The organism is Arthrobacter sp. 01T428, assembly GCF_056398685.1.
Genome location: NZ_JBFTPW010000006.1, coordinates 26,599 through 46,684 on the forward strand (window position 1 = coordinate 26,599; position 20,086 = coordinate 46,684).

19 protein-coding genes and 1 tRNA gene are annotated in these 20,086 nt (G+C 62.6%); 13 read left to right on the forward strand and 7 right to left on the reverse strand.

Annotated elements, in window-relative coordinates; all coding sequences use genetic code 11:
- Positions 1–7 precede the first annotated feature (7 nt).
- Entirely contained in the window at positions 8–625 is a 618-nt protein-coding gene (locus tag AC1DJB_RS08780; RefSeq protein ID WP_441438092.1) for a TetR family transcriptional regulator, read from the reverse strand.
- Positions 626–788: 163 nt separating this feature from the next.
- Between AC1DJB_RS08780 and AC1DJB_RS08785 the strand changes: the two genes are divergently transcribed.
- On the forward strand, positions 789–1,676 hold the full coding sequence (locus AC1DJB_RS08785; protein WP_476910139.1) for a ScbA/BarX family gamma-butyrolactone biosynthesis protein: 888 nt from the start codon (positions 789–791) through the stop codon (positions 1,674–1,676).
- Position 1,677: 1 nt separating this feature from the next.
- On the opposite strand, the gene AC1DJB_RS08790 is transcribed toward AC1DJB_RS08785, so the two are convergent.
- The gene (locus AC1DJB_RS08790) at positions 1,678–2,376 is read right to left on the reverse strand and encodes a ScbR family autoregulator-binding transcription factor (protein WP_476910140.1); all 699 of its coding nucleotides are present in this window, start codon (positions 2,374–2,376) and stop codon (positions 1,678–1,680) included.
- Between AC1DJB_RS08790 and AC1DJB_RS08795 the strand changes: the two genes are divergently transcribed.
- Both AC1DJB_RS08795 and AC1DJB_RS08800 read left to right on the forward strand, forming a co-directional pair.
- The gene (locus AC1DJB_RS08795) at positions 2,367–3,317 is read left to right on the forward strand and encodes an NAD-dependent epimerase/dehydratase family protein (RefSeq protein WP_441438091.1); all 951 of its coding nucleotides are present in this window, start codon (positions 2,367–2,369) and stop codon (positions 3,315–3,317) included. The two genes, AC1DJB_RS08790 and AC1DJB_RS08795, sit on opposite strands and share 10 nt — an antisense overlap.
- 251 nt (positions 3,318–3,568) lie before the next feature.
- A tRNA-Ala gene (locus AC1DJB_RS08800) sits at positions 3,569–3,644 on the forward strand.
- A 73-nt stretch (positions 3,645–3,717) separates the two neighbouring features.
- On the opposite strand, the gene AC1DJB_RS08805 is transcribed toward AC1DJB_RS08800, so the two are convergent.
- Complete coding sequence (locus tag AC1DJB_RS08805) at positions 3,718–4,095, reverse strand: cupin domain-containing protein (RefSeq protein ID WP_059389338.1); 378 nt, start codon at positions 4,093–4,095, stop codon at positions 3,718–3,720.
- A gap of 209 nt (positions 4,096–4,304) precedes the next feature.
- Between AC1DJB_RS08805 and AC1DJB_RS08810 the strand changes: the two genes are divergently transcribed.
- Positions 4,305–5,444, forward strand: coding sequence for a class I SAM-dependent methyltransferase (locus AC1DJB_RS08810; RefSeq protein ID WP_441438105.1), 1,140 nt, complete (start codon positions 4,305–4,307; stop codon positions 5,442–5,444).
- A 3-nt stretch (positions 5,445–5,447) separates the two neighbouring features.
- Here the strand turns inward: AC1DJB_RS08810 and AC1DJB_RS08815 are convergent, their stop codons facing one another.
- Entirely contained in the window at positions 5,448–6,338 is an 891-nt protein-coding gene (locus AC1DJB_RS08815) for an aminoglycoside phosphotransferase family protein (RefSeq protein ID WP_441438090.1), read from the reverse strand.
- A 129-nt stretch (positions 6,339–6,467) separates the two neighbouring features.
- Here AC1DJB_RS08815 and AC1DJB_RS08820 point away from each other — a divergent pair, with 129 nt between their 5' ends.
- The 4 genes from AC1DJB_RS08820 (at position 6,468) to AC1DJB_RS08835 (ending at position 10,986) form a co-directional block, all read left to right on the forward strand.
- Positions 6,468–7,721: an ROK family transcriptional regulator gene (locus tag AC1DJB_RS08820; RefSeq protein ID WP_476910141.1), complete on the forward strand. Its 1,254-nt coding sequence runs from the start codon at positions 6,468–6,470 to the stop codon at positions 7,719–7,721.
- Positions 7,722–7,825: 104 nt separating this feature from the next.
- The gene (locus tag AC1DJB_RS08825; RefSeq protein ID WP_476910142.1) at positions 7,826–9,181 is read left to right on the forward strand and encodes an extracellular solute-binding protein; all 1,356 of its coding nucleotides are present in this window, start codon (positions 7,826–7,828) and stop codon (positions 9,179–9,181) included.
- A 126-nt stretch (positions 9,182–9,307) separates the two neighbouring features.
- Positions 9,308–10,111: a carbohydrate ABC transporter permease gene (locus tag AC1DJB_RS08830; RefSeq protein WP_253257420.1), complete on the forward strand. Its 804-nt coding sequence runs from the start codon at positions 9,308–9,310 to the stop codon at positions 10,109–10,111.
- A gap of 20 nt (positions 10,112–10,131) precedes the next feature.
- A complete protein-coding gene (locus AC1DJB_RS08835; protein ID WP_306960214.1) occupies positions 10,132–10,986 on the forward strand; it encodes a carbohydrate ABC transporter permease in 855 nt (284 codons plus the stop codon).
- 18 nt (positions 10,987–11,004) lie between these two features.
- On the opposite strand, the gene AC1DJB_RS08840 is transcribed toward AC1DJB_RS08835, so the two are convergent.
- A complete protein-coding gene (locus tag AC1DJB_RS08840) occupies positions 11,005–11,208 on the reverse strand; it encodes a hypothetical protein (protein ID WP_113990700.1) in 204 nt (67 codons plus the stop codon).
- A 451-nt stretch (positions 11,209–11,659) separates the two neighbouring features.
- On the opposite strand from AC1DJB_RS08840, the gene AC1DJB_RS08845 reads away from it, so the two are divergent.
- Both AC1DJB_RS08845 and metE read left to right on the forward strand, forming a co-directional pair.
- Complete coding sequence (locus tag AC1DJB_RS08845) at positions 11,660–12,628, forward strand: methylenetetrahydrofolate reductase (protein ID WP_441438088.1); 969 nt, start codon at positions 11,660–11,662, stop codon at positions 12,626–12,628.
- Positions 12,629–12,694: 66 nt separating this feature from the next.
- Positions 12,695–15,028, forward strand: coding sequence for a 5-methyltetrahydropteroyltriglutamate--homocysteine S-methyltransferase (gene metE / locus AC1DJB_RS08850; RefSeq protein ID WP_441438087.1), 2,334 nt, complete (start codon positions 12,695–12,697; stop codon positions 15,026–15,028).
- A gap of 89 nt (positions 15,029–15,117) precedes the next feature.
- Here the strand turns inward: metE and AC1DJB_RS08855 are convergent, their stop codons facing one another.
- Entirely contained in the window at positions 15,118–15,624 is a 507-nt protein-coding gene (locus tag AC1DJB_RS08855; protein WP_059389332.1) for a DUF2004 domain-containing protein, read from the reverse strand.
- Between the two features lie 51 nt (positions 15,625–15,675).
- On the reverse strand, positions 15,676–16,653 hold the full coding sequence (locus tag AC1DJB_RS08860) for a LysR family transcriptional regulator (RefSeq protein ID WP_284988282.1): 978 nt from the start codon (positions 16,651–16,653) through the stop codon (positions 15,676–15,678).
- Between the two features lie 486 nt (positions 16,654–17,139).
- Between AC1DJB_RS08860 and nrdH the strand changes: the two genes are divergently transcribed.
- Genes nrdH through nrdE form a run of 3 tightly spaced genes read left to right on the forward strand, consistent with a single transcriptional unit; the run spans position 17,140 to position 20,068 of the window.
- Positions 17,140–17,382: a glutaredoxin-like protein NrdH gene (nrdH, locus tag AC1DJB_RS08865; RefSeq protein ID WP_028267421.1), complete on the forward strand. Its 243-nt coding sequence runs from the start codon at positions 17,140–17,142 to the stop codon at positions 17,380–17,382.
- A 56-nt stretch (positions 17,383–17,438) separates the two neighbouring features.
- Positions 17,439–17,909 (forward strand): class Ib ribonucleoside-diphosphate reductase assembly flavoprotein NrdI, encoded by a 471-nt coding sequence (gene nrdI / locus AC1DJB_RS08870; protein WP_059389331.1) that lies wholly within the window; start codon positions 17,439–17,441, stop codon positions 17,907–17,909.
- An 11-nt stretch (positions 17,910–17,920) separates the two neighbouring features.
- Positions 17,921–20,068 carry a class 1b ribonucleoside-diphosphate reductase subunit alpha gene (gene nrdE, locus AC1DJB_RS08875; protein ID WP_476910173.1) on the forward strand — a complete coding sequence of 716 codons (2,148 nt, stop codon included), beginning with the start codon at positions 17,921–17,923 and terminating at the stop codon, positions 20,066–20,068.
- Positions 20,069–20,086: the final 18 nt, after the last annotated feature.

Consider the following 20,086-nt stretch of genomic DNA (forward strand, 5'->3'; position numbering starts at 1 on the left):
TGCTGCATTACCGGCTGGAAATGAACTGCTGCTCGAGGAATTGCAACAGAAGGTTCGCGCGTCTCTGGAAGGCATCGAGATCTTTGGGGTCAAGGGCATCGGTGACCGACTTCAACCCGTCGAATGCGGCCACGATAACCGTTGCCGCGTCGCCGGGATCGCCTGAAAACGCCAGGACGCCGCTTGCGCGGCCCCTTTGAAGGATGCCGGCCACGAGATCCACCCATGCGGCCAGGGGAGAGGCGCCACCGGGGTGCTCCTTCGTGGATGCCAGTTGATTCGCCAAATGCACCACGCCCCACGCGGAAGAGTCGCTCAGGACTGTTCTGACCATGAACTCCCCGAGGCTGCGCAACTCCTCCAGCGGGTTGTTCTTGCTCAGAATTTCTTCTTGCACGCGACGCAGCCAACGTGACTTTTGCTCGTCGACGACGGCCTGGGCCAACATTGCTTTCGACGAGAAGTGGAAGTAGATGGCTCCCTTCGTGAGCCCGACTTCGCGGATGATGTCGTCCATCCGGGTCTGCTCGAACCCCTTGCGCGCAAAAACGTCCGCGGCAACTCGAAGGATCTCATTCCGTGTGGCCGCGCCCTTGGGCGTACTGCCTGTGTCGCCGAACTCCATATTGCCACGTTACAAACCGACCAGTAGGTATGTCAATCTGGGTAGTTCGCCGGCTTCGATCATCCGATGGGCACAGCGTGCCGATAGGATTTGGTCGTTTAATGAGGGGCGCAACAGTAGCGATCGCTGCTCTGGCAGATTTTGGGAGGAGTGGGGGGACCCAATGCGCGATGAAGCGCTCTTCGAGGCTTCCGTCAAGCGGGAGCTCGTTCATAAGCGCTCCGTTTCGGAAGTCTTCTTGACTGACTTTGTCCAAACAAGTTCAAGGCGGTTCATTGCGGGAGCGCAGTGGCCGCGATGGCACGTTTTTTATGGGTCGCCGGACGGTTCGCCTGATTCGGCGCTCATGGCTGAGACATTGAGGCAGGCGGTAATCTTCATGTCCCATTTGTGCGGAGTGCCCTTGACCCACAAGTTCCTCATGCCGTACATGAGCATCTCGGTAGAAGCCGCGCTCCTGGATCCCTTGGTACCTGCGCAAGTTGCGGTCGAACTTGACGTGAAGGATATGAAGCTCAGTGGAGGGCATTTGTCCGCCCTGACTGTCACTGCTCGGTTCGTTGTTGACGGCACTCCCATCGGGGAAGGGGCCGCGGCGGCCCGCATTGTGAATCCTGCGACGTACCAGCGATTGCGCGGGGCGGTCCCCACTGTATTGCCGGCCGCTGGAGAAGACTTGCTGGCGTGTGCCGACGTCGGGCATGCCACCCAGCGGAACGTGATGCTCGGGCCAAGCTCGCGCCCCTTCGTCTGGCCGCTGCGGGTTGACCCAACCCACCCCATCTTCTTTGACCATCCGCTGGACCACGTCCCGGGAATGCTCTTGGTGGAGGCCGCAAGGCAGGCTGCGCGCGCAGCGTGTTCCAGGCCGGATGTCGATTTTGCCCTGTTTGAGGCGGAATTCATGAAGTTGGTTGAGTTCAGCTATCCCGTGGATGTTGTTGTGACTCGACTCGAATCACATGCCGCCCATGGTGTGATGAGAGTCCGGTTGTTGCACGAAGAAGAGACTCTGATGTCCTTGGTGGCTCAGGTCAAAACGCCGCATTGATTCAGGGCGTCCCTGGGCCTTGCGGGTGGCTGGGCATTAATGCCGGCATCATGAAGCCCCACATGTCGTCAATCCTTTTGAGAACGTCGCGCCGTTCTGTCAGCACGTTGGAAACCATCTGGACGCCCGTSAAAGACGCAACCAAATACCGTGCGAAGTCTGCGGCCTCGACCTCGGGCCGCACGTCACCGTCCAATTGGGCTTGGCGCGTCAGCATCTCCATGGTGGTTACCCAGTCCTGGTAGGGACCTTTGACGTCTCCATTGAACGCCGAAGCTTCGAAGGTCAGCCGGATTCCGGCCCTGACGATTGGCTCATCGAGTAGCTGTTGGCCGAATGTCCGGCACATGGCGATCATGGTCTCGAGCGCTGGCAGTCCCGCGGCGGCGATCTTCTCCCCGGCGACACGCACGATGTTGTGCTGTTCGGCGATGACAGCAAGCGCCAGGTCTTCCTTCGATTTGAAATGGAAATAGAGCGCGCCTTTAGTGACCGAGGCGCGCTCAGTGACGTCGCTCAGGCTTGCATTCCCGTAACCGACCTCTTCAAAGATCGACGCTGCACCCTCGATGACTGCCGTTCGGGTGGCTTTGGCACGTTGTTGCATGATCCGCGTGGAGACCTCTCCGGTTTCTGCGTCCGGGATACTTGAGTACATGAAACTGACGGACCCGAAGATCGGTGGGGGACATGTCAACATGTGTTGACCATGTGCCCCGGGTACTGGTCCTCGGTTCGTCCGGTTTCATTGGAAGCCGGGTTGTAGCCTCACTCGCCGGATCCGGAGGGGCGCACGTTGTTGCACTCTCACGAAAACCGGTTGCAAGACTACGAAACAACAACGCTACCATTGCGACCGCTGACATTTCCGTCCCGGGGAGCCTGATTCCCTTCTTGGCCGGTACGGATGTGGTCATCCACGCAGCATCCTATGTGGGCGCCGAGCCTCGCCTTGCCCATGCGATCAACGAGGCCGGCACCGGTCACGTCGTTGAGCAGTGCCGGGAAGCCGGGGTAGCCCGGCTGATCTATGTCAGTACGTGCAGTGTTTACGGGAGCGGTCCCCACCGCGGCATTCTTGAATCCGAGGTGGGATATCACCCGGCCTCGGTTGCCAGCGCCACCCGTGCCGTTGCCGAACAGCTGGTTCTCGGCTACGGCGGCGAAGTTGTTCGCCCCAACCTCGTGTTCGGTGCGGGAGACCGCTGGTTTGTTCCGGGCCTGCTCAGGCTGATGAAGGTTGCTGGCGGGTGGCCGGGCGATGGTTCGGCGCTGCTTTCGATCATCGGCGTCGAGGCCCTTGGCAGGCTGCTTTCCGGGCTTGCGTTGGCACCCCGGCAACCCGGGCGCGCTTTCCATGCCGCATATCCGGAACCTGTTCCGGTGTCATCCCTCCTGGAGAGCGTTGCCCGGGTATTCGGTGTGGAGTGCCCCAAGTTCCTGGGAGATGACGAACAGGCAGGCCCGGCCTTGCGCGCGGCAGGATTCAGTAGCCATCAGGTTGACTTGGTGACGAAGGATCACTGGTATTCCTCCGGAGGCCTTTGGCGGATCTCCCGGCTCGAACCGGAAACGTTCAGCAGCGCCCTTGGTGAATTTTCTTCCGCCTACCACGTTTCCCGGGAGCCCAATCGGTCATAAACCGGTTGAACGGTTTGTTTAATGGGCGGCCAGTCTCTAGACTTCAGTCCAGCGGCTCGTTGTGTTTGCGGCAACTAGTTGAAGGGCAGTAATGGGGGGAGGTGCGGCCGAGCAATCGACCGCACCTCATCTGTCCTACCGCACATCCTCGGTCCGGGTGCCGACGGCGTTCGATTTCCTATCTCACATCCTTGTGGTTTAGTATTGACGAGTTGCTCCGGCGGGTATGGAAGTCCCGGTGAGCAAAGTTCGGGGCTGTGGCGCAGCTGGTAGCGCACCTGCATGGCATGCAGGGGGTCAGGGGTTCGAGTCCCCTCAGCTCCACCACAAGAAAAGGGAATCACCCGAGCGGGTGGTTCCCTTTTTCGTCTCTCCGTGGAAAGCCGTGGATGCCCCCGTGCTACTCGCGCTTGACTCCATATTCCGCCGCGCTGACAAACTCGATCGCCGAGTAGGTCTCGTCGCCTACCACCCAGGCGTTGTGTCCCGGTGGAATGGTGTACGAATCTCCTTTGGAGATGCTGATCTTCTTGCCGTCGCTGGTCTCGACTTCCAGTGCGCCGGCAATACAGTAACCCACGTGGTTGAGCTGGCAGGAATCCGTTTGGACCACCGGTTTGATGCAGTCCGCCCAGCTCCAGCCCGGTTCGAAGCTGAGGCGGCCGATCGTGTAGTCACCAACAGTGACGTTTTCCACCACGGTCTTCTCCGGGCGGCGAACTTCATCGGGGGAATTGTGCGACTTTACTTCAAGCTGAGTGACGAGGTTGACAGTCATGGTCTGCTCACAAGGGGAGTGGGAGCCTGGTCTTCCAGGTCCGCAACGTGGCTCGCCCTTCGCAGCGGACCCTGATGTCCGGGCTGCTTGCGGCGCGTGCCGTGCCTTCAGCAGCGGTCAGACGGTCGATTACTTGCAATCTCTACCATCCTCCGCCACCCCCGTGTTGTCGAGGGTTCCTGAGGGGGATAGATTGGTGCACCGTGACCTTGACCGAGCTGGATGCACACCTTGAGACGCTCTTCGGCACCCTGCGCCGCTTTCCCGACGTCGAGGCGGAGAACCTGCACGCGCATGACGCCACCGACCGGCTCCTCCTTGAGACCGCGGCGGGCTACCTCAGTAATCCGGAAACCCGCGTTGCGGTGATCGGCGACCGCTACGGAGCCCTGACCCTCGGCGCCTTGGCGGCGCTCGGCGTCGGGCACGTCCGGGTGACCCAGGACCTCTACGCCGGCAGGCTCGCGCTGCAGCGGAACGCCGAGGCGTCCGGGCTGTCCGGCCGCTTTGATCAGTTCGAGCTGGGCGCCGGCCTGCTCGATGGCGCCGAACTGGTGATCATGCAGCTCCCCAAAGCCCTCGCGGAACTGGAAGAAATCGTCGACGCCGTAGCGCGCTTTGCGGCGCCGGGTGCCGTCCTGCTCGCCGGAGGTCGCGTCAAGCACATGTCCCTGGGGATGAACGCCGTCCTTGAACGCCGCTTCGAATCGGTGCAGCCGCAGCTTGCGCAACGGAAGTCACGTGTCCTGCTTGCCGCCGGTCCCAAGCGGCCGGACACCCCGGAGCCCTTCCCGGTCTCGGAACAGAACACGGAGCTGGGGATGACGGTCTGTGCCCACGGGGGTGCGTTTTCGGGCACGAAGCTGGATATCGGCACGCGTTTCCTCCTGGGTTTCCTGGACAGGATCCCCGGAGCGCGGCACGCGGTAGACCTCGGCTGCGGTACCGGGATCCTCGCCACGATCTACTCCCGGAAGCATCCCGACGCCCGGGTTACGGCGACAGACCAATCGGCGGCAGCCGTCGCTTCCGCGAGGGGAACCGCGGCAGCCAACGGACTGGCAGATCGCATCACGGTAGTCCAGGACGACGCCATGTCCACTTTCGAACCGGGCAGCGCCGACCTCATCCTGCTGAACCCGCCGTTCCACCTCGGCGCAAGCGTCCATGCCGGGGCGGCCACGAAGATGTTCGATGCCGCGGCGAGGGTCCTGTCTTCCGGCGGCGAACTTTGGACTGTCTACAACAGCCATTTGCAGTACCGCGCGGCGCTCGAAAGGCTGATCGGTCCCACCACCGAAATCGGCCGCAACCCGAAATTCACCGTGACGCGCAGTATCAAACGTTAACCATCAGAGCGCTTCCGACAGCAACTGCTCCACCCCGAAGTGCCCGATTCCCGCCATCCGCGGATTGTCATCCGAGAAACTGACCATCGCCGTCGCAAGGACCACAGCCCAGCCGCGGGACCGGGCCCACGTAGCGGCGTCCACCGCGCCTCCGAAGGCCGCCATGAAACGGCGCCGCGCACCGCCGTCGAACATCAACCATGCCACGGCGAGGTCGACGGCGGGATCCCCGGCCCCGAGGTCGCCGAAGTCGACGACGGCGGCGAGGCGGCCGTCGGGCCGCAGGAGGACGTTGGCCGGGTGGAGATCTCCATGCAGCCACAGCCCGGGGCCGTCCCACGGCGGCGCCCCGCAGGCCTCGGAAAAGAGCGTCCGCAACCGTGCCGCCTGCGGATAGCGGCTGGAATCGTCGAGCCGCTCCATGACCACGCCGGACCTCGCTGCCAAAGGCACCCCCCGGAGGGGATTGACGGGCGCGCCCGGTGCGGCCGGAACATGGATGGCGACGAGGAACGCGGCAAGGTCCTCGGCTGCCGCATTCCGTAACTCCTGGGGCGCCCGCGCCGCGGAGAGTCCCTCCAACCAAGGAGTCACGCTCCACGGCCATGGATAATCCGCGGATGGCCGCCCCGAATGGATGGGGCTGGGGAGGGGCACTGGCGAACGCTTGGCATACCCGGGGAGATAGTGCTGCTCATGCAGTATCAGCTGCGCTGCCGCCTCCCGGCGGGGCAAGCGGACGGCCCACTCCTTGCCGAGCCGGTACATGACGTTGTCCCAGCCGTTGGCCACCAACTCCAAGGGAAGGTCGGCGAGCCCTGGCAGTTGATCTTCGAGCAAACTCCTCACCAACCCTGCGGTGATGTCCAGCTCGGCCTGCGGCATGAGTGCCATATTCCGGGGCCTCCGATCAGCAATATCCGGGTCCATTACGCCTGGGCAGCGTGTGGGCATACCGGGACAAGCACAGGTGCCGTACGATGCAAATGCAACAGCATTATTCGAATGATTTTAGGGGAATCCGTGACTGAGATCCGCCAGCCGACTCCGAGGCGCGGAACCAATCTGCCCCGCATGGGGGACTTCAACCTGACCGTCATTCTCGACGCCATCAGGCGTTCGTCCGGCGGACTGAGCCGGGTGGAACTCGCCCAGATTGTCGGCCTTTCACCGCAGACCATTTCGAACATCTCCCGGCGCCTCCTGGATCAACACCTCATTGTCGAAGCGGGCAAGGAAGGCAGCGGCCCGGGCAAGCCCCGCACCATCCTGCGCCTGAACCCTTCCGGAATGTACGCGCTTGGCGTCCATCTCGATCCTGCCGTCATCACCACCGTGGTCCTGGACCTGGTCGGAGACGTTGTGAAGCACTCCAGGATTCCCACGCCGGCCGGAAGCAATCCGCAGCGCGTCATCGCCGCCATAGCGGAGGAAATCAAGGCGCTGATCGAAGATTCAGGTGTTGATACGGGAAAGATCGCGGGACTTGGCGTCGCGGCGCCGGGCCCCATAGACCTTGACGAGGGTACGGTCGTGGATCCGCCCCTCATGACGGGTTGGGACCGGGTGCACTTGAGGGACGCCCTTGCCGAAGCCACCGGGCTCGAGACCCTTGTGGACAAGGACGTTACCAGTGCGGCCGTCGCCGAAACCTGGGCAGGCGGGGCCAGCGGCACCGGAAGTTTCATCTTCATGTATATGGGTACCGGTATTGGTTGCGGCATCGTCTTGAATGACGAAGTTGTCCGTGGAACGTCCGGCAACGCCGGTGAGATCGGACACATCATTGTCGATCCGGACGGGCCAGCATGCGATTGCCGCCTGCGCGGTTGCGTCAAGTCCTCCTGCATCCCGCAGGTGCTCGTGGCCGAAGCCGAAGAGCAAGGTGTCCTGAACGGTGGCCGCAAAGGCACCGAAGGCCCGGAGGTCCAGGAAGGCTTTGCCCGGCTTTGCGATGCCGCGGATGCAGGTGACGAACGGGCCATCGCGATCATAGACAAGTCGGCGGTGCTGGTTGCCCGGGCGGTCGCGGTGGTGACCAACACCCTCGACGTCGAACGCGTCGTGTTTGGCGGCCCGTTCTGGGGCCGGATGTCCGAACGTTACCTGGATCGCATTCCGCCCTTGCTCGCGGCCAACAGCGCCGCCAACAGCATCCACGGCATCGAGGTTGTCGGGACCGGAGTGGGCGAAGATGTCGGCGCCATCGGCGCGGCCTGCCTCGTGCTGGAACATACGCTTGCGCCGCGCGCCCAGCGGCTCCTCTTGGAAGGCTGAGGCCTTCACCACGTCCTGCGTCGCAGGGCCGCATTTATCAATATCGGTAACAGGCTGGGCCAGCTGAAGTGTGGGGGCTGCAGCCGCTTGAAGATCGGAGCGTCATGCGTCGCCCAGTCCGGATCGGAGCAGCACTGCTCGGCGTCGTAGGCCTTTTGGCCTCGGCCGCCTGCTCTGCCCAACCGCAAGCTGTTAACAAACAAACCATCAAGATCGTCTATCAAAAGACGGACTCCTTCACCGCCCTGGACAAAGTCTTCCAGGACGCCAAGCAGGAATTCGAGGCGGCAAACGCCGGCGTCACCGTGGACTTGGAGCCCATCCAAGCCAACGACGACGATTACGGCACCAAGCTCGCGCTGGCCCAGCGTTCCCCGGACACGGCTCCGGACGTCTTCTACGAGGACACCTTCAAGGTCCGCTCGGACGTCGACGCCGGATACTTGCTGAAACTCGACGCGCAGCTGGCCGCGTGGGACGAGTGGTCCAAGTTCAACGAGGGTGCCAAAGCCGCGGGACGCGGTGACGACGGCAGCATCTACTCCGTCCCGCTCGGCACTGACACGAGGGCCATCTGGTATAACAAGACAGTCCTCCAGAAGGCCGGCATCTCGGTGCCCTGGCAGCCGAAGACCTGGGAAGACATCCTGGTTGCCGCCCGCAAGATGAAGGCCGCGGATCCGGGCGTGATTCCCTTCAGCATGTACGCCGGAAAAGGCACCGGTGAGGGAACCGTCATGCAGAGCTTCTACGAATTGCTCTATGGAACGGGAAGCTCCCTGTATTCGGAAAGCGACAAAAAGTGGGTTGTGGGTTCCAAGGGGTTCACCGACTCGCTCCAGTTCCTGAAGACCCTCTACGACGAGAAGCTTTCCGTGACCCCTGCGGATGCCCTCGATTCGAACGTCTGGAAGAAAGTCTTTGGACAGTGGCTGCCGCAAGGCAAAATGGGTGCCACCGTGGAAGGCTCCTACGCGCCGTCTTTCTGGCAGAAGGGCGGCTCCTACGAATGGGCCGGCTATGCGCAGGACATGGGAGTGGCCATGTTCCCGACACAGCGTGGACAGGATCCCGGTGGCGTGAGCATGTCCGGTGGATGGACGCTCGCCGTCGGTGCGAAGACCAAGACCCCGGACCTGGCCTTCAAGTTCCTGACGACTGCCGTGAACAAGAAGAATGCCTTGGCGTTTGACGTGAACAACTCGCAGATCGCCGTCCGCACCGATGTCGCTTCCGATCCCGGATACCAAGCGGCCAACCCGTTCGTGAAGGATGTTTCCGATTTGGTGGGCGTCACCCACTATCGCCCGGCAACCGCCGACTATCCGAAGATCTCCCTCGCGGTCCAACAAGCCACCGAGGCTGTCATCACCGGCAAACAAAACCCCGCGGAAGCCGCAGCCGAATACGACGCTTCGGTCAAGAAACTCGTCGGCGACGCCAAGGTCATGCAGAAATGACGCATGGCAGTCCCTGATTCCCTCAACCGCGGTTCCCTGCGACGCAGATCGCCCGTCCGAAAGGCTCTGCGTCGCAGGCTCCGCTTGTTGCCGGTTTTGCCGTCAATCCTGCTGTTGGCCCTCTTCATGGTGGCACCTGTGGCGTGGTCCTTCTACGCCTCCTTCACCAACGCCGCATTGTCCGGCAAGGCGGCCTTGAACCCCCAATGGGTCGGCCTGGACAACTACGCGCGGATGCTGACGGATTCGGTCTTTCCGCTCTCGGCATGGCTGACGGTAATTTTCGTGGCCGTTTCCGCGATCCTCGGACAGAACGCCCTGGGCCTGGTCATCGCCCTGTTGATGACTAGATCCGGGGGAGCGACGGCGTCGCTAGTGGGCACGGTGGTGGTCGCGGCGTGGATCCTGCCGGAGATCGTGGCGGCCTTCGCGGCCTACGCGTACTTCAGCCAAGACGGCACACTCAACCAGCTCTTGGCAATGTTCGGTGTCCAAGGCACCAACTGGCTCTACGCTTTTCCGATGGCCGCCATCATCCTGGCCAATGTGTGGCGCGGCACCGCGTTCTCGATGCTGGTCTACAGGGCCGCGCTTTCCCAGGTCCCGCGCGACATTTCCGAAGCCGCCCTCATGGACGGCGCCAGGGGTTGGCAACGCCTGGCCTTCATCACCCTGCCGATCATCCGGGGAAGCATCGCCACGAACCTCATGCTGATCACCCTCCAGACTCTCGCGGTATTCACCCTCATCTGGGTGATGACGGCCGGTGGTCCCTCCAACGCGAGCACCACCTTGCCCGTGCTGGCGTACCAGGAAGCCTTCAAGCTCGGAGACATCGGCTACGGCACCGCGATCGCTTCGGTATTGATCCTGATCGGCATGGTCTTCGGGGCTGTGTACGTCAGGCTGATCCGCGGGGCGAAGCCGTGACCTCCCTGCGGCGTGCGCCCGTGCTCGCCGGGAAGCGCCCGACGGCGGTACCAGGGCGGCGGCTCCGCGTGCGCTTCGCTGCCAATGCGGCTTTGGCCGTGATTGGGCTGTGCTTTGTGCTGCCCCTTGCGTGGTTGCTTCTCGCCTCCGTTGATCCGCACGCCGGATACGAGACGCGGTGGCCGCAATCGGCGTCGCCCGCCAATTTTGCCGCCGTGATGACGCCCGGGCTGCTCTTCCACCCGCTCGTGAACAGCTTCCTGCTCTCTGCCGGAACCGCCGTCGTGAACCTGGCAGTTGCCGTGCTCGCGGCCTATCCGCTGTCCCGCTACCAATCGCGCTTCAACAAGCCGTTCCTCTACGCGATCCTGTTTGGCACTTCGCTCCCGGTCACGGCGATCATGGTGCCGGTCTACGGCCTGTTCGTACAGTTGCAATTGCTGGACTCGATGCCGGCAACCATTTTCTTCATGGCAACCACCACCTTGCCGATGGCCATTTGGATGACCAAGAACTTCATGGACTCCGTGCCGTTGGAGCTGGAGGAAGCCGCCTGGATGGACGGCGCCTCGGGACTGGCCACGCTGCGGAGAATCGTGGTGCCCCTGATGAGGCAGGGGCTGGGAGTGGTGTTCATCTTCGTCTTCATCCAGGCCTGGGGGAACTTCTTCGTCCCGTTCATCCTGTTGTTGTCTACCTCAAAGCAGCCGGCCGCGGTGTCTGTCTTCAGCTTCTTTGGCCAGCACGGAGCCATTGCCTACGGGGAACTCGCCGCGTTCTCCATCTTGTATTCGGTCCCGGTGCTTATCCTCTACACGGTGGTCGCCAAGGGTTCGGGAAGCGCGTTTGCGCTGTCCGGCGCGATGAAGGGCTGAGCGGCCGACAGCCAGGACTCAGTCGATGTCCTCCACGATGGTGCCGTAGGGGATGGAATCATCCAGGTGTGCTTGGTGGCCGGTGAGGCCGCGGTTGTAAAGCACCCGCACCCCGTGAAGCTTGTCCGCGGCCGATTGCATCAAGATGGGGCGGACGGTTTGGATGAACCGCTCGTCCTTGCCGTCGAGGTATTCCTGATAACTGGCTGGAAGCTGGATCATGGCAAAAGAATAGTCCTGCAGGACCGTCATGGGGAGGGCTCGCAACGGGCTTCTCTGTGGCGTACTGTTTTCGGCTTTAAACCCTGCCAGTAGCCAAAGCGAACAATCTTCAGAAATCAGGCGAAACCTAGCGTAAAAATGCGTCTTAATTCGGCGGGGGATTTGTGGCGCCCGGAACCCCGATCTAGAGTCGTATTCAAGTTACCGCGGTAACGTGTCAGCGATCCTCCGCCGGATCTGCCTCTTGAAGGCAGGCAGGAGGGTGTGGGTGCCCCCATGTGGGCCTGACATTTGCACACGGACAACTTCATTCCAGGCGTAACAGTCGCGGCTGCGCCCTGCTGGAGTTCGTTGCGTGTATCCCCAAACTCAATTCACCGATTCTGCAGTCCATGGACCTGGCTTTCAAGTCCGTGAACGCAGGCCCGCTGACACACAGCCAAGGACGCAAATGTCACCACCAAGCCTCATCGACACCCATCCAAACTTGACCGGCACGGCTCCCGTTGCCCTGTCCTACGAACTTTTCCCTCCCCGCTCTCCCGCCGCCGCGGAGTCCCTCTGGACGACCATCGGGGAGCTCGAGGCCACTGACCCCGATTTTGTCTCGGTCACCTACGGCGCCAGCGGCTCCAACCGGGACACCGCCGTCGAGCTCATCAACCGGCTGCTGCTCGAAACGACCCTGCGGCCATTGGCCCACCTGACCTGCGTTGGAAACACCCCGGAGGAATTGGCCGAGATCATCGGCGAGCTCCTGGACAACGGCGTGCGCGGCATCCTTGCGCTGCGCGGCGACCTCCCCAAGGACAGCGGACAGCCGGTCAACGGTTCGCTGCGCTACGCCCAGGACCTGATCGAACTGATCCGGCGCGTGGAACAGCGACGTTCGGCCCTGCTGTGCGCGGGCAAGATCGCCGTTGGCGTGGCCGCCTATCCCACCCGCCACCCTGAGTCGCCGAGTGTGGAGCACGACGTCGAGGTGCTGCTTGCGAAGCAGCGTTCGGGCGCAGACTTCGCCATCACGCAGGTCTTCTTCCACACCGAACAATATGCGGACCTGATCTCCCGGGCCCGGCGTGCGGGCGTCACGATCCCGATCATCCCGGGCGTCATGCCGCTGACCAGCCTTCGCCGGCTCAAGCGCCTCGGCGAGCTCACCGGCGTCGAGCCGGCACCGGAGCTCATCGAGCGCCTTGCCGCGGCGGACAGCGACGCCGAACGGCGCAGGATCGGAGTCCGTGCCACCGTGGACCTGGCCAACGCCGCCCTCCAGGCCGGTGCTCCGGGCATCCACCTGTACACCTTCAACGAGCACGCCTGCGCCCTGGACGTGCTGGACAAGCTTGCCTTGCCCCGGCCGGCCAGGCCCGCCAGCAGGCTCAGTGCCATCGCCCGCCGCCAAGAACTCGTCAGCTGATCAGCCAACGCTGCTCCGCACACCCCTAGACACATCGATTTGCACCTACTGCCCCAAGGAAATCCCATGACTGAACAGAACATCACCCAGTTCCCCGCCGCATCCCTCCTCGGCTACCCGCGCATCGGCCGCCGTCGTGAACTCAAGAAGGCTGTTGAAGCCTACTGGGCCGGCAAGATCGACGCCGCTGCCCTTGACGCCGCTGCCAAGGACATCCAGCTGACCACAGCGAAGCGACTCCAGGAACTGGGCCTCAACGAAGCCGCCGCCGTTCCGGGCACCTTCTCCTTCTACGACCAGGTGCTCGACGCGACGGCTCACTTGGGTGCCGTCCCGGCCCGTTTCGGCCAGTTGCTCAACGCCGAAGGCCAGCTCGACATCGATGGCTACTTCACCTTGGCCCGCGGCAACAAGGAACAGCAGCCGCTGGAAATGACCAAGTGGTTCGACACCAACTACCACTACCTCGTGCCGGAAATCGGCCCGGAGACCGACTTCAAGCTCGCCTCCAACCGCATCGTGGAGGAATTCGAGTTCGCCCTGGCCAACGGCATCGAGACCCGCCCGTACATCGTGGGCCCGGTGACCTACCTGCTGCTTTCCAAGGCTTCGGACGACGCTCCTGCGGGCTTCGCCCCGCTGTCCCGACTCGAGGACATCCTCCCGGTCTACGTTGAGCTGCTCGGCAAGCTTGCCGCCGCCGGCGCCAGCTGGATCCAGTTGGACGAGCCCGCCCTCGTCGTCGACCAGGACACCCCGGCCGAAGAAATCCAGGCTGCCGTTGCCCGTGCCTACGAAGTTCTCTCCGGTGCCGCAGCGCGCCCCCAGCTCTTCGTGTCCACCCCGTACGGCTCCCTCGACGGCCAGCTCGGTACCCTTGCCGCCACCAACATCGACGCCCTGCACATCGACGTCTTCAAGGGCGCGGTACCGTCCGCGGCAGCCCTGGCGGGCCTCGGCAACAAGACCCTGGTTGCCGGCGTCGTCGACGGCCACAACATCTGGCGCAACGACCTCGCGGTCTCGGCCGCAAAGCTCGACGAATTGAAGGCCGCGGCCGGCAAGCTCGCCGTCAGCACCTCCACCTCCACCCAGCACGTTCCGCACGATACTGCCGAGGAAACCCAGCTCTCCGCGCAGCTCCGCAGCTGGCTCGCCTTCGCTGACCAGAAGGCCGTCGAGGTCAAGACCCTCGCCGACTACCTGGCCAACCCGGCTTCCGCGAAGGCCGCCATCGACGAAGCGTCCGCAGTGATCGCCTCCCGCGCCACCGCCGAAGGCGTCCAGCGCGCCGACGTCCGTGCCCGCACCGCTGCCCTCACCGAGGCCGACTTCAACCGCTCCGAGTACTCGGTCCGCGAAGCCGCACAGGAAGCAGCGCTTCACCTGCCGCCGCTGCCCACCACCACCATCGGTTCCTTCCCCCAGACCTCGGAAATCCGCTCCGCCCGTGCCCGCAACAACAAGGGCGACCTCACCAACGAGCAGTACGAACAGCTCATGAAGGATGAGATCAAGCGCGTTGTCGAGCTGCAGGAAGAGCTCGGCTACGACGTCCTGGTGCACGGCGAGCCCGAGCGCAACGACATGGTCCAGTACTTCGCCGAGAACCTCGAAGGCTTCGACGTCACGGTCCACGGCTGGGTCCAGTCCTACGGCTCGCGTTGCACCCGTCCGTCCATCCTTTGGGGCGATGTCACCCGTTCGGCTCCCATCACGGTTGCTTGGGCCGAATACGCGCAGTCCCTCACCAACAAGCCGATGAAGGGCATGCTCACCGGTCCGGTCACCATCCTGGCCTGGTCCTTCGTCCGCGACGACCAGCCGCTGGGCGAGACCGCCAACCAGGTGGGCCTGGCGCTGCGCGACGAAATCGCCGATCTCGAAGCTGCCGGCATCAAGGTCATCCAGGTGGACGAGCCCGCCCTGCGCGAACTCCTGCCGCTGCGCAAGGCCGACCACGCGGCCTACCTGAAGTGGTCGGTTGACTCCTTCCGCCTGGCCACCGCCGGTGCCGCCGACGCCACCCAGATCCACACCCACCTCTGCTACTCGGAGTTCGGCGTGATCATTGACGCGATCGACGGCCTCGACGCCGACGTCACGTCCATCGAAGCAGCACGTTCACGCATGGAGGTTGTCCACGACCTCGAGGCGCATCACTTCGGCCGCGGCGTTGGTCCGGGCGTCTACGACATCCACTCGCCGCGTGTTCCGGGCGAGGCCGAAGTCACCGAGCTGCTGTCCACCGCCGTCAAGCACGTTCCGTCCCGCCAGCTCTGGGTCAACCCGGACTGCGGCCTGAAGACCCGTGGCTACGCCGAGACCGAAGAGTCCCTGCGCAACCTGGTCAAGGCCACCAAGACGGTCCGCGCCAGCCTGCTCGAAGCAGCCAAGTAGACATCACGTAGTACGAACGGCGGCGGCCGGTCACCTCGAAAGGTGACCGGCCGCCGTCGTTAACTCTGCCTCAGGACCTTGGTCCTGCGTCACGACTCCCAGAGGATCTCGTCGTCCACCACGCCGTCCTCGTCCGCCGCGACTACCAGGAGTTCGTCGGTGAAGTGCGAGCCCAAGGTGAAGTCGAGGACGAAATAGCGCTCCGGCTGGCCGGGGTAGATCGCTACATGGCCTAGTTTGAGGGCCTTGAGGAAGACGTCCTTGGTGAGCTGCGTCTTGTCGCGGACGCCGAACACTGCCTCCAGTTGCTCGTCCTTGAGCTGGTTGGAGTGGAAGTGGAGGAATTGCTGGGAGTTGGTGCCGTCCTGGTCCAGCTCCTCGGCGATCATGTCCCGGACCTGGTCCACCAGCTCGGGGAGGTAGCCCAGGCGATAGTCCACCTTATGGAGTGCCTTCTCGTCGAAGTGGTCGTGCGCCGCGACGTTCAGGTCCAGTTCCAGGGGATTTCCGGCGAGCTCGTGCGAAGCCACGTAACAGTGCTCCCGCCCGTGGTTGAGCTCGATCTCCCCAAAATGTTTGCTCGCTACCTTGCTCATGTCTTCAAGATAGTCCCAAACAAGCGGCGTGTTCCAGCATCCTGGAAGATTTCAGGTGCGTGGTTTGGGCGTTGACTTTTGAGTCGTTTTGGGCATCGTAGCGGCACTGCCGGCGCGGACGGTTGCGGTGCTCCCGCGAAGGGTATCGGCCAGCAATTCCGTGAAGAGCTGCACCTGCGCTGTCCGCTTCTCGTTGATGAGCAGGGCGAACACGTTGCGGGCTAGCCGGATGTCCGGAACGTCGAGGACCACGACGCCGGGCGGCCGGTGCCGCAGCGCGAGTTCCGGCACCAGTGCGGCGCCGAGCCCCGCTGCCGCCATCTCGAGGCTGGCGTGGAAGTCGTCGCTATAGGCCGCGACGCGCGGGTGCAGATTGCAACTCGCGAACAAGCGTTCAATCACCACGGCGTCGCTCGTGCCCGGGTGGTGCATGATCCAGGGCATGTCCGAGAGTTGCGAGGCCTGCATTTCGGCGTCCTCCCGGATGCCCCAGGACGCGGGGAGCACCACCCGGAAGTCGTCATCGCCGATCCATTGCCGGTCCAGGGTGTGGGGCCACGCGAGTCCGGACTGGCCCACTTGGTACACCAGCGCCAGGTCCAGTTCGCCGCCGGTGCGCAGCCCTTGGATGGTTTGGGAAGGTTCGGCCACCCATACACGGAGTTCTATGCCAAGCTTTTTCCAGCGCGGGTTCCGGAGAATGTCCGGCAGGACGTAGGTTGCCAGGCTGGGGAAGATGCCGAGCCGCAGTTCCTGGACGGGGGAGTCCGCGCTCCTCGATGCGGCGGCCAGCAGGGTCTCGACGTCGGTGAGCACTTTGGAAGCATGCCGCACCATGGTCAGGGCGGCTTCGGTGGGAACCACGCTCCGTGGGGAACGGTGGAAGAGTTCGACGCCGGTGTCCCGTTCCAGGGATGCCATCTGTTGGGATACGGCTGAGGCTGTGTAGCCGAGCCGTGCGGCGGCTGCCGCGAAGGAACCGAGCCGCGTGACTTCAAGCAGTGTCCGCAGGTGGAGAAGGTTGACCATCAGTGATCCTTAGGCTCGATGCCGGCCGAAATCCGTGCCCAGCCAGCATAGCGGTGTGAATTCGGTCTCCGCTGCTGCCCGGGGGAGCCACGAAACCGTGTTTGCAGGATGCCGCGACACGCCGGGATCCAAGCGACACGCTGAGGATTAAATGTGGCTAAGTAGTCCACAGGGTGTGGATTACGTCTCCGGATTTGGCGGATTCCCGGACATTTTTACCTCCCTTGCCTGTGGACTACCGGTGCGTAAAATGACATACTTGTAATACATCATCTTGGGGTTCCGCTGAGGCGCTTGCACTACATGTAGTATCGATTTACGGATTGAGCGGGAAACCAGCACAAGACATGCAAGACATGAATGCAAGACGTGAATAGAAGAGTTCGGCCGCCTAGGCGGTCAGCGGGCCAGCATCGGAGTCGGAATCAGTTCCGGTCGGGGCCTGCCAAGCGAAGAGCAAAGACTTCAACAAAGGGGACAGGGACCATGACTGTTACGGTTTACACGAAGCCGGCCTGTGTTCAGTGCAACGCAACCTACCGTGCACTCGACAAAAAGGGCATCGCCTACCAGAGCGTTGACATCTCACAGGATGCCGAGGCCCTTGAGCGCCTGAAGGCCCTTGGATACATGCAGGCCCCCGTCGTGGTGACCGAGCAGGACCACTGGTCAGGTTTCCGTCCGGACAAGATCGAAGAGCTGGCGCTGGCTGCCGCTTCGGTAGCGTAGTTTTTCAGGACTCCGCCACAACAACAAAGTATTCCAATGTAGTCGAGGTGACTCCCATGGCAGCGCTGGCAACAGCAACTGCTCAACTGAACGCTGAAGCCGTCAGCACGCGGAGTCACCTCATCTACTTTTCCTCCACATCTGAGAACACCAAGCGCTTCGTCCAGAAGCTCGGCGTCGACGCGGAACGCATCCCGCTCCATGCCAAGGACGCACCGCTGCTCGCACTGGAACCTTTCGTCCTGGTGCTGCCCACGTATGGCGGCACGAATGGCGAAGGATCGGTGCCCAAGCAAGTCATCAGGTTTCTGAACAACCCGCAGAACAGGGAACTGATCCGCGGCGTCATCGGAGCAGGAAACACCAACTTCGCGGAAAACTACTGCATGGCGGGAGACATCATCGCCACCAAATGCCGGGTTCCGCTTCTTTATCGATTCGAACTCATGGGGACTCCGGAAGATGTTGACCGGGTCAATCAAGGATTGGAAAAGTTTTGGACACGACTGTCGCAGATACAGAAGTAACCAAGGGCGCTATGGACACCGCCAAGGTCAAGAAGCCATTGCCGGAGGCCTACAAGGGCCTTGGCTACCATGAGCTCAATGCCATGTTGAACCTTTATGGTCCGAACGGGGAGATCCAGTTCGAAGCCGACCGCGAGGCCGCGCACCAGTACTTCCTGCAGCACGTGAACAACAACACCGTTTTCTTCCACGACCTGGAAGAGAAGCTGGACTACCTGGTCAAGAACCAGTACTACGAGCGCGAGACCCTCGATCAGTACACGATGAACTTCATCCGTGACCTGTTCAACCGCGCCTACAAGAAGAAGTTCCGCTTCGAGACCTTCCTCGGCGCCTTCAAGTTCTACACCTCCTACACGCTCAAGACCTTCGACGGCAAGCGTTTCCTGGAGCGCTACGAAGACCGTGTCTGCATGGTTGCCCTGCACCTTGCCCGCGGCAACGAGGAGCTGGCCAGCCGCCTCGTCGACGAAATCATCGACGGCCGCTTCCAACCCGCCACGCCCACGTTCCTCAACGCCGGCAAGGCCCAGCGCGGCGAGCTGGTCTCCTGCTTCCTGTTGCGCATCGAAGACAACATGGAGTCGATCGCCCGCGGCATCAACTCGGCGCTGCAGTTGTCCAAGCGCGGCGGTGGCGTGGCCCTCTCGCTGACCAACATCCGCGAGCACGGCGCCCCCATCAAGCAGATCGAAAACCAGTCCTCCGGCGTCATCCCGGTCATGAAGCTCCTCGAAGACAGCTTCTCCTACGCCAACCAGCTCGGTGCCCGCCAGGGTGCGGGTGCCGTGTACCTGCACGCCCACCACCCGGACATCTACCGATTCCTGGACACCAAGCGTGAAAACGCCGACGAGAAGATCCGCATCAAGACGCTGTCCCTCGGCGTCGTCGTCCCGGACATCACGTTCGAGCTGGCCAAGAAGAACGAGGACATGTACCTCTTCTCCCCGTACGACGTCGAACGCGTCTACGGCGTCCCGTTCTCCGACATCTCGGTCACCGAAAAGTACTACGAGATGGTGGACGACTCCCGGATCAAGAAGACCAAGATCAGCGCCCGCGAGTTCTTCCAGACCCTCGCGGAGATCCAGTTCGAGTCCGGCTACCCGTACATCATGTTCGAGGACACCGTGAACCGGGCCAACCCGATCGCGGGCAAGATCACCATGAGCAACCTGTGCTCGGAGATCCTGCAGGTGTCCACGCCGTCCATCTACGCCGAGGACCTCAGCTACGAGACGGTCGGCAAGGACATCTCCTGCAACCTTGGTTCGATGAACATCGCCAAGACCATGGATTCCCCGGACTTCGGCCTCTCGATCGAGACGTCCATCCGTGCCCTCAGCGCGGTGTCGGACATGTCCTACATCAACTCGGTGCCGTCCATCGCGCAGGGCAACGCCCAGAGCCACGCCATCGGCCTCGGCCAGATGAACCTGCACGGCTACCTTGCCCGTGAGCACGTCCACTACGGTTCCGAAGAGGGCCTGGACTTCACCAACATCTATTTCTACACGGTGCTTTTCCACGCTCTCCGTGCCTCGAACAAGCTGGCCATCGAGACCGGCCAGCCCTTCGGCGGCTTCGAGAACTCGACGTACGCCAGTGGCACGTTCTTCGACAAGTACACCGAGCAGGAATGGGCCCCGGAGACCGGGCGCGTCCGCGAGCTTTTCGCCGGCATCCACATTCCCACGCAGGACGACTGGCGCGAGCTGAAGGCTTCCGTCATGGAGCACGGCATCTACAACCAGAACCTGCAGGCCGTCCCGCCCACAGGCTCCATCAGCTACATCAACAATTCGACGTCCTCGATCCACCCCGTCGCGTCGAAGATCGAGATCCGCAAGGAAGGCAAGATCGGCCGCGTCTACTACCCGGCCCCTTACCTGACCAACGACAACCTGGAGTACTACCAGGACGCGTACGAGATCGGTTACGAGAAGATCATCGACACCTACGACGCGGCCACGCAGCACGTTGACCAGGGCCTGTCCCTGACTCTGTTCTTCAAGGACACCGCCACCACGCGTGACATCAACAAGGCGCAGATCTACGCATGGCGCAAGGGCATCAAGACGCTCTACTACATCCGCCTCCGCCAGCTAGCGCTGGAAGGGACCGAAGTTGAGGGCTGCGTTTCCTGCATGCTGTAACCGATAACGGTTGTTTAT

What these genes read in the sequence shown, in the direction of transcription:
- AC1DJB_RS08840 (WP_113990700.1), bottom strand. Translation starts at nt 11,208, where the DNA reads ATGATCCAGCTTCCAGCCAGTTATCAGGAATACCTCGACGGCAAGGAC.
- nrdH (WP_028267421.1), top strand. Translation starts at nt 17,140, where the DNA reads ATGACTGTTACGGTTTACACGAAGCCGGCCTGTGTTCAGTGCAACGCA.
- metE (WP_441438087.1), top strand. Translation starts at nt 12,695, where the DNA reads ATGACTGAACAGAACATCACCCAGTTCCCCGCCGCATCCCTCCTCGGC.
- AC1DJB_RS08860 (WP_284988282.1), bottom strand. Translation starts at nt 16,653, where the DNA reads ATGGTCAACCTTCTCCACCTGCGGACACTGCTTGAAGTCACGCGGCTC.
- AC1DJB_RS08845 (WP_441438088.1), top strand. Translation starts at nt 11,660, where the DNA reads ATGTCACCACCAAGCCTCATCGACACCCATCCAAACTTGACCGGCACG.
- AC1DJB_RS08855 (WP_059389332.1), bottom strand. Translation starts at nt 15,624, where the DNA reads ATGAGCAAGGTAGCGAGCAAACATTTTGGGGAGATCGAGCTCAACCAC.
- nrdI (WP_059389331.1), top strand. Translation starts at nt 17,439, where the DNA reads ATGGCAGCGCTGGCAACAGCAACTGCTCAACTGAACGCTGAAGCCGTC.
- AC1DJB_RS08825 (WP_476910142.1), top strand. Translation starts at nt 7,826, where the DNA reads ATGCGTCGCCCAGTCCGGATCGGAGCAGCACTGCTCGGCGTCGTAGGC.
- AC1DJB_RS08780 (WP_441438092.1), bottom strand. Translation starts at nt 625, where the DNA reads ATGGAGTTCGGCGACACAGGCAGTACGCCCAAGGGCGCGGCCACACGG.
- AC1DJB_RS08795 (WP_441438091.1), top strand. Translation starts at nt 2,367, where the DNA reads ATGTCAACATGTGTTGACCATGTGCCCCGGGTACTGGTCCTCGGTTCG.
- AC1DJB_RS08830 (WP_253257420.1), top strand. Translation starts at nt 9,308, where the DNA reads ATGGTGGCACCTGTGGCGTGGTCCTTCTACGCCTCCTTCACCAACGCC.
- nrdE (WP_476910173.1), top strand. Translation starts at nt 17,921, where the DNA reads ATGGACACCGCCAAGGTCAAGAAGCCATTGCCGGAGGCCTACAAGGGC.
- AC1DJB_RS08815 (WP_441438090.1), bottom strand. Translation starts at nt 6,338, where the DNA reads ATGGCACTCATGCCGCAGGCCGAGCTGGACATCACCGCAGGGTTGGTG.
- AC1DJB_RS08785 (WP_476910139.1), top strand. Translation starts at nt 789, where the DNA reads ATGCGCGATGAAGCGCTCTTCGAGGCTTCCGTCAAGCGGGAGCTCGTT.
- AC1DJB_RS08805 (WP_059389338.1), bottom strand. Translation starts at nt 4,095, where the DNA reads ATGACTGTCAACCTCGTCACTCAGCTTGAAGTAAAGTCGCACAATTCC.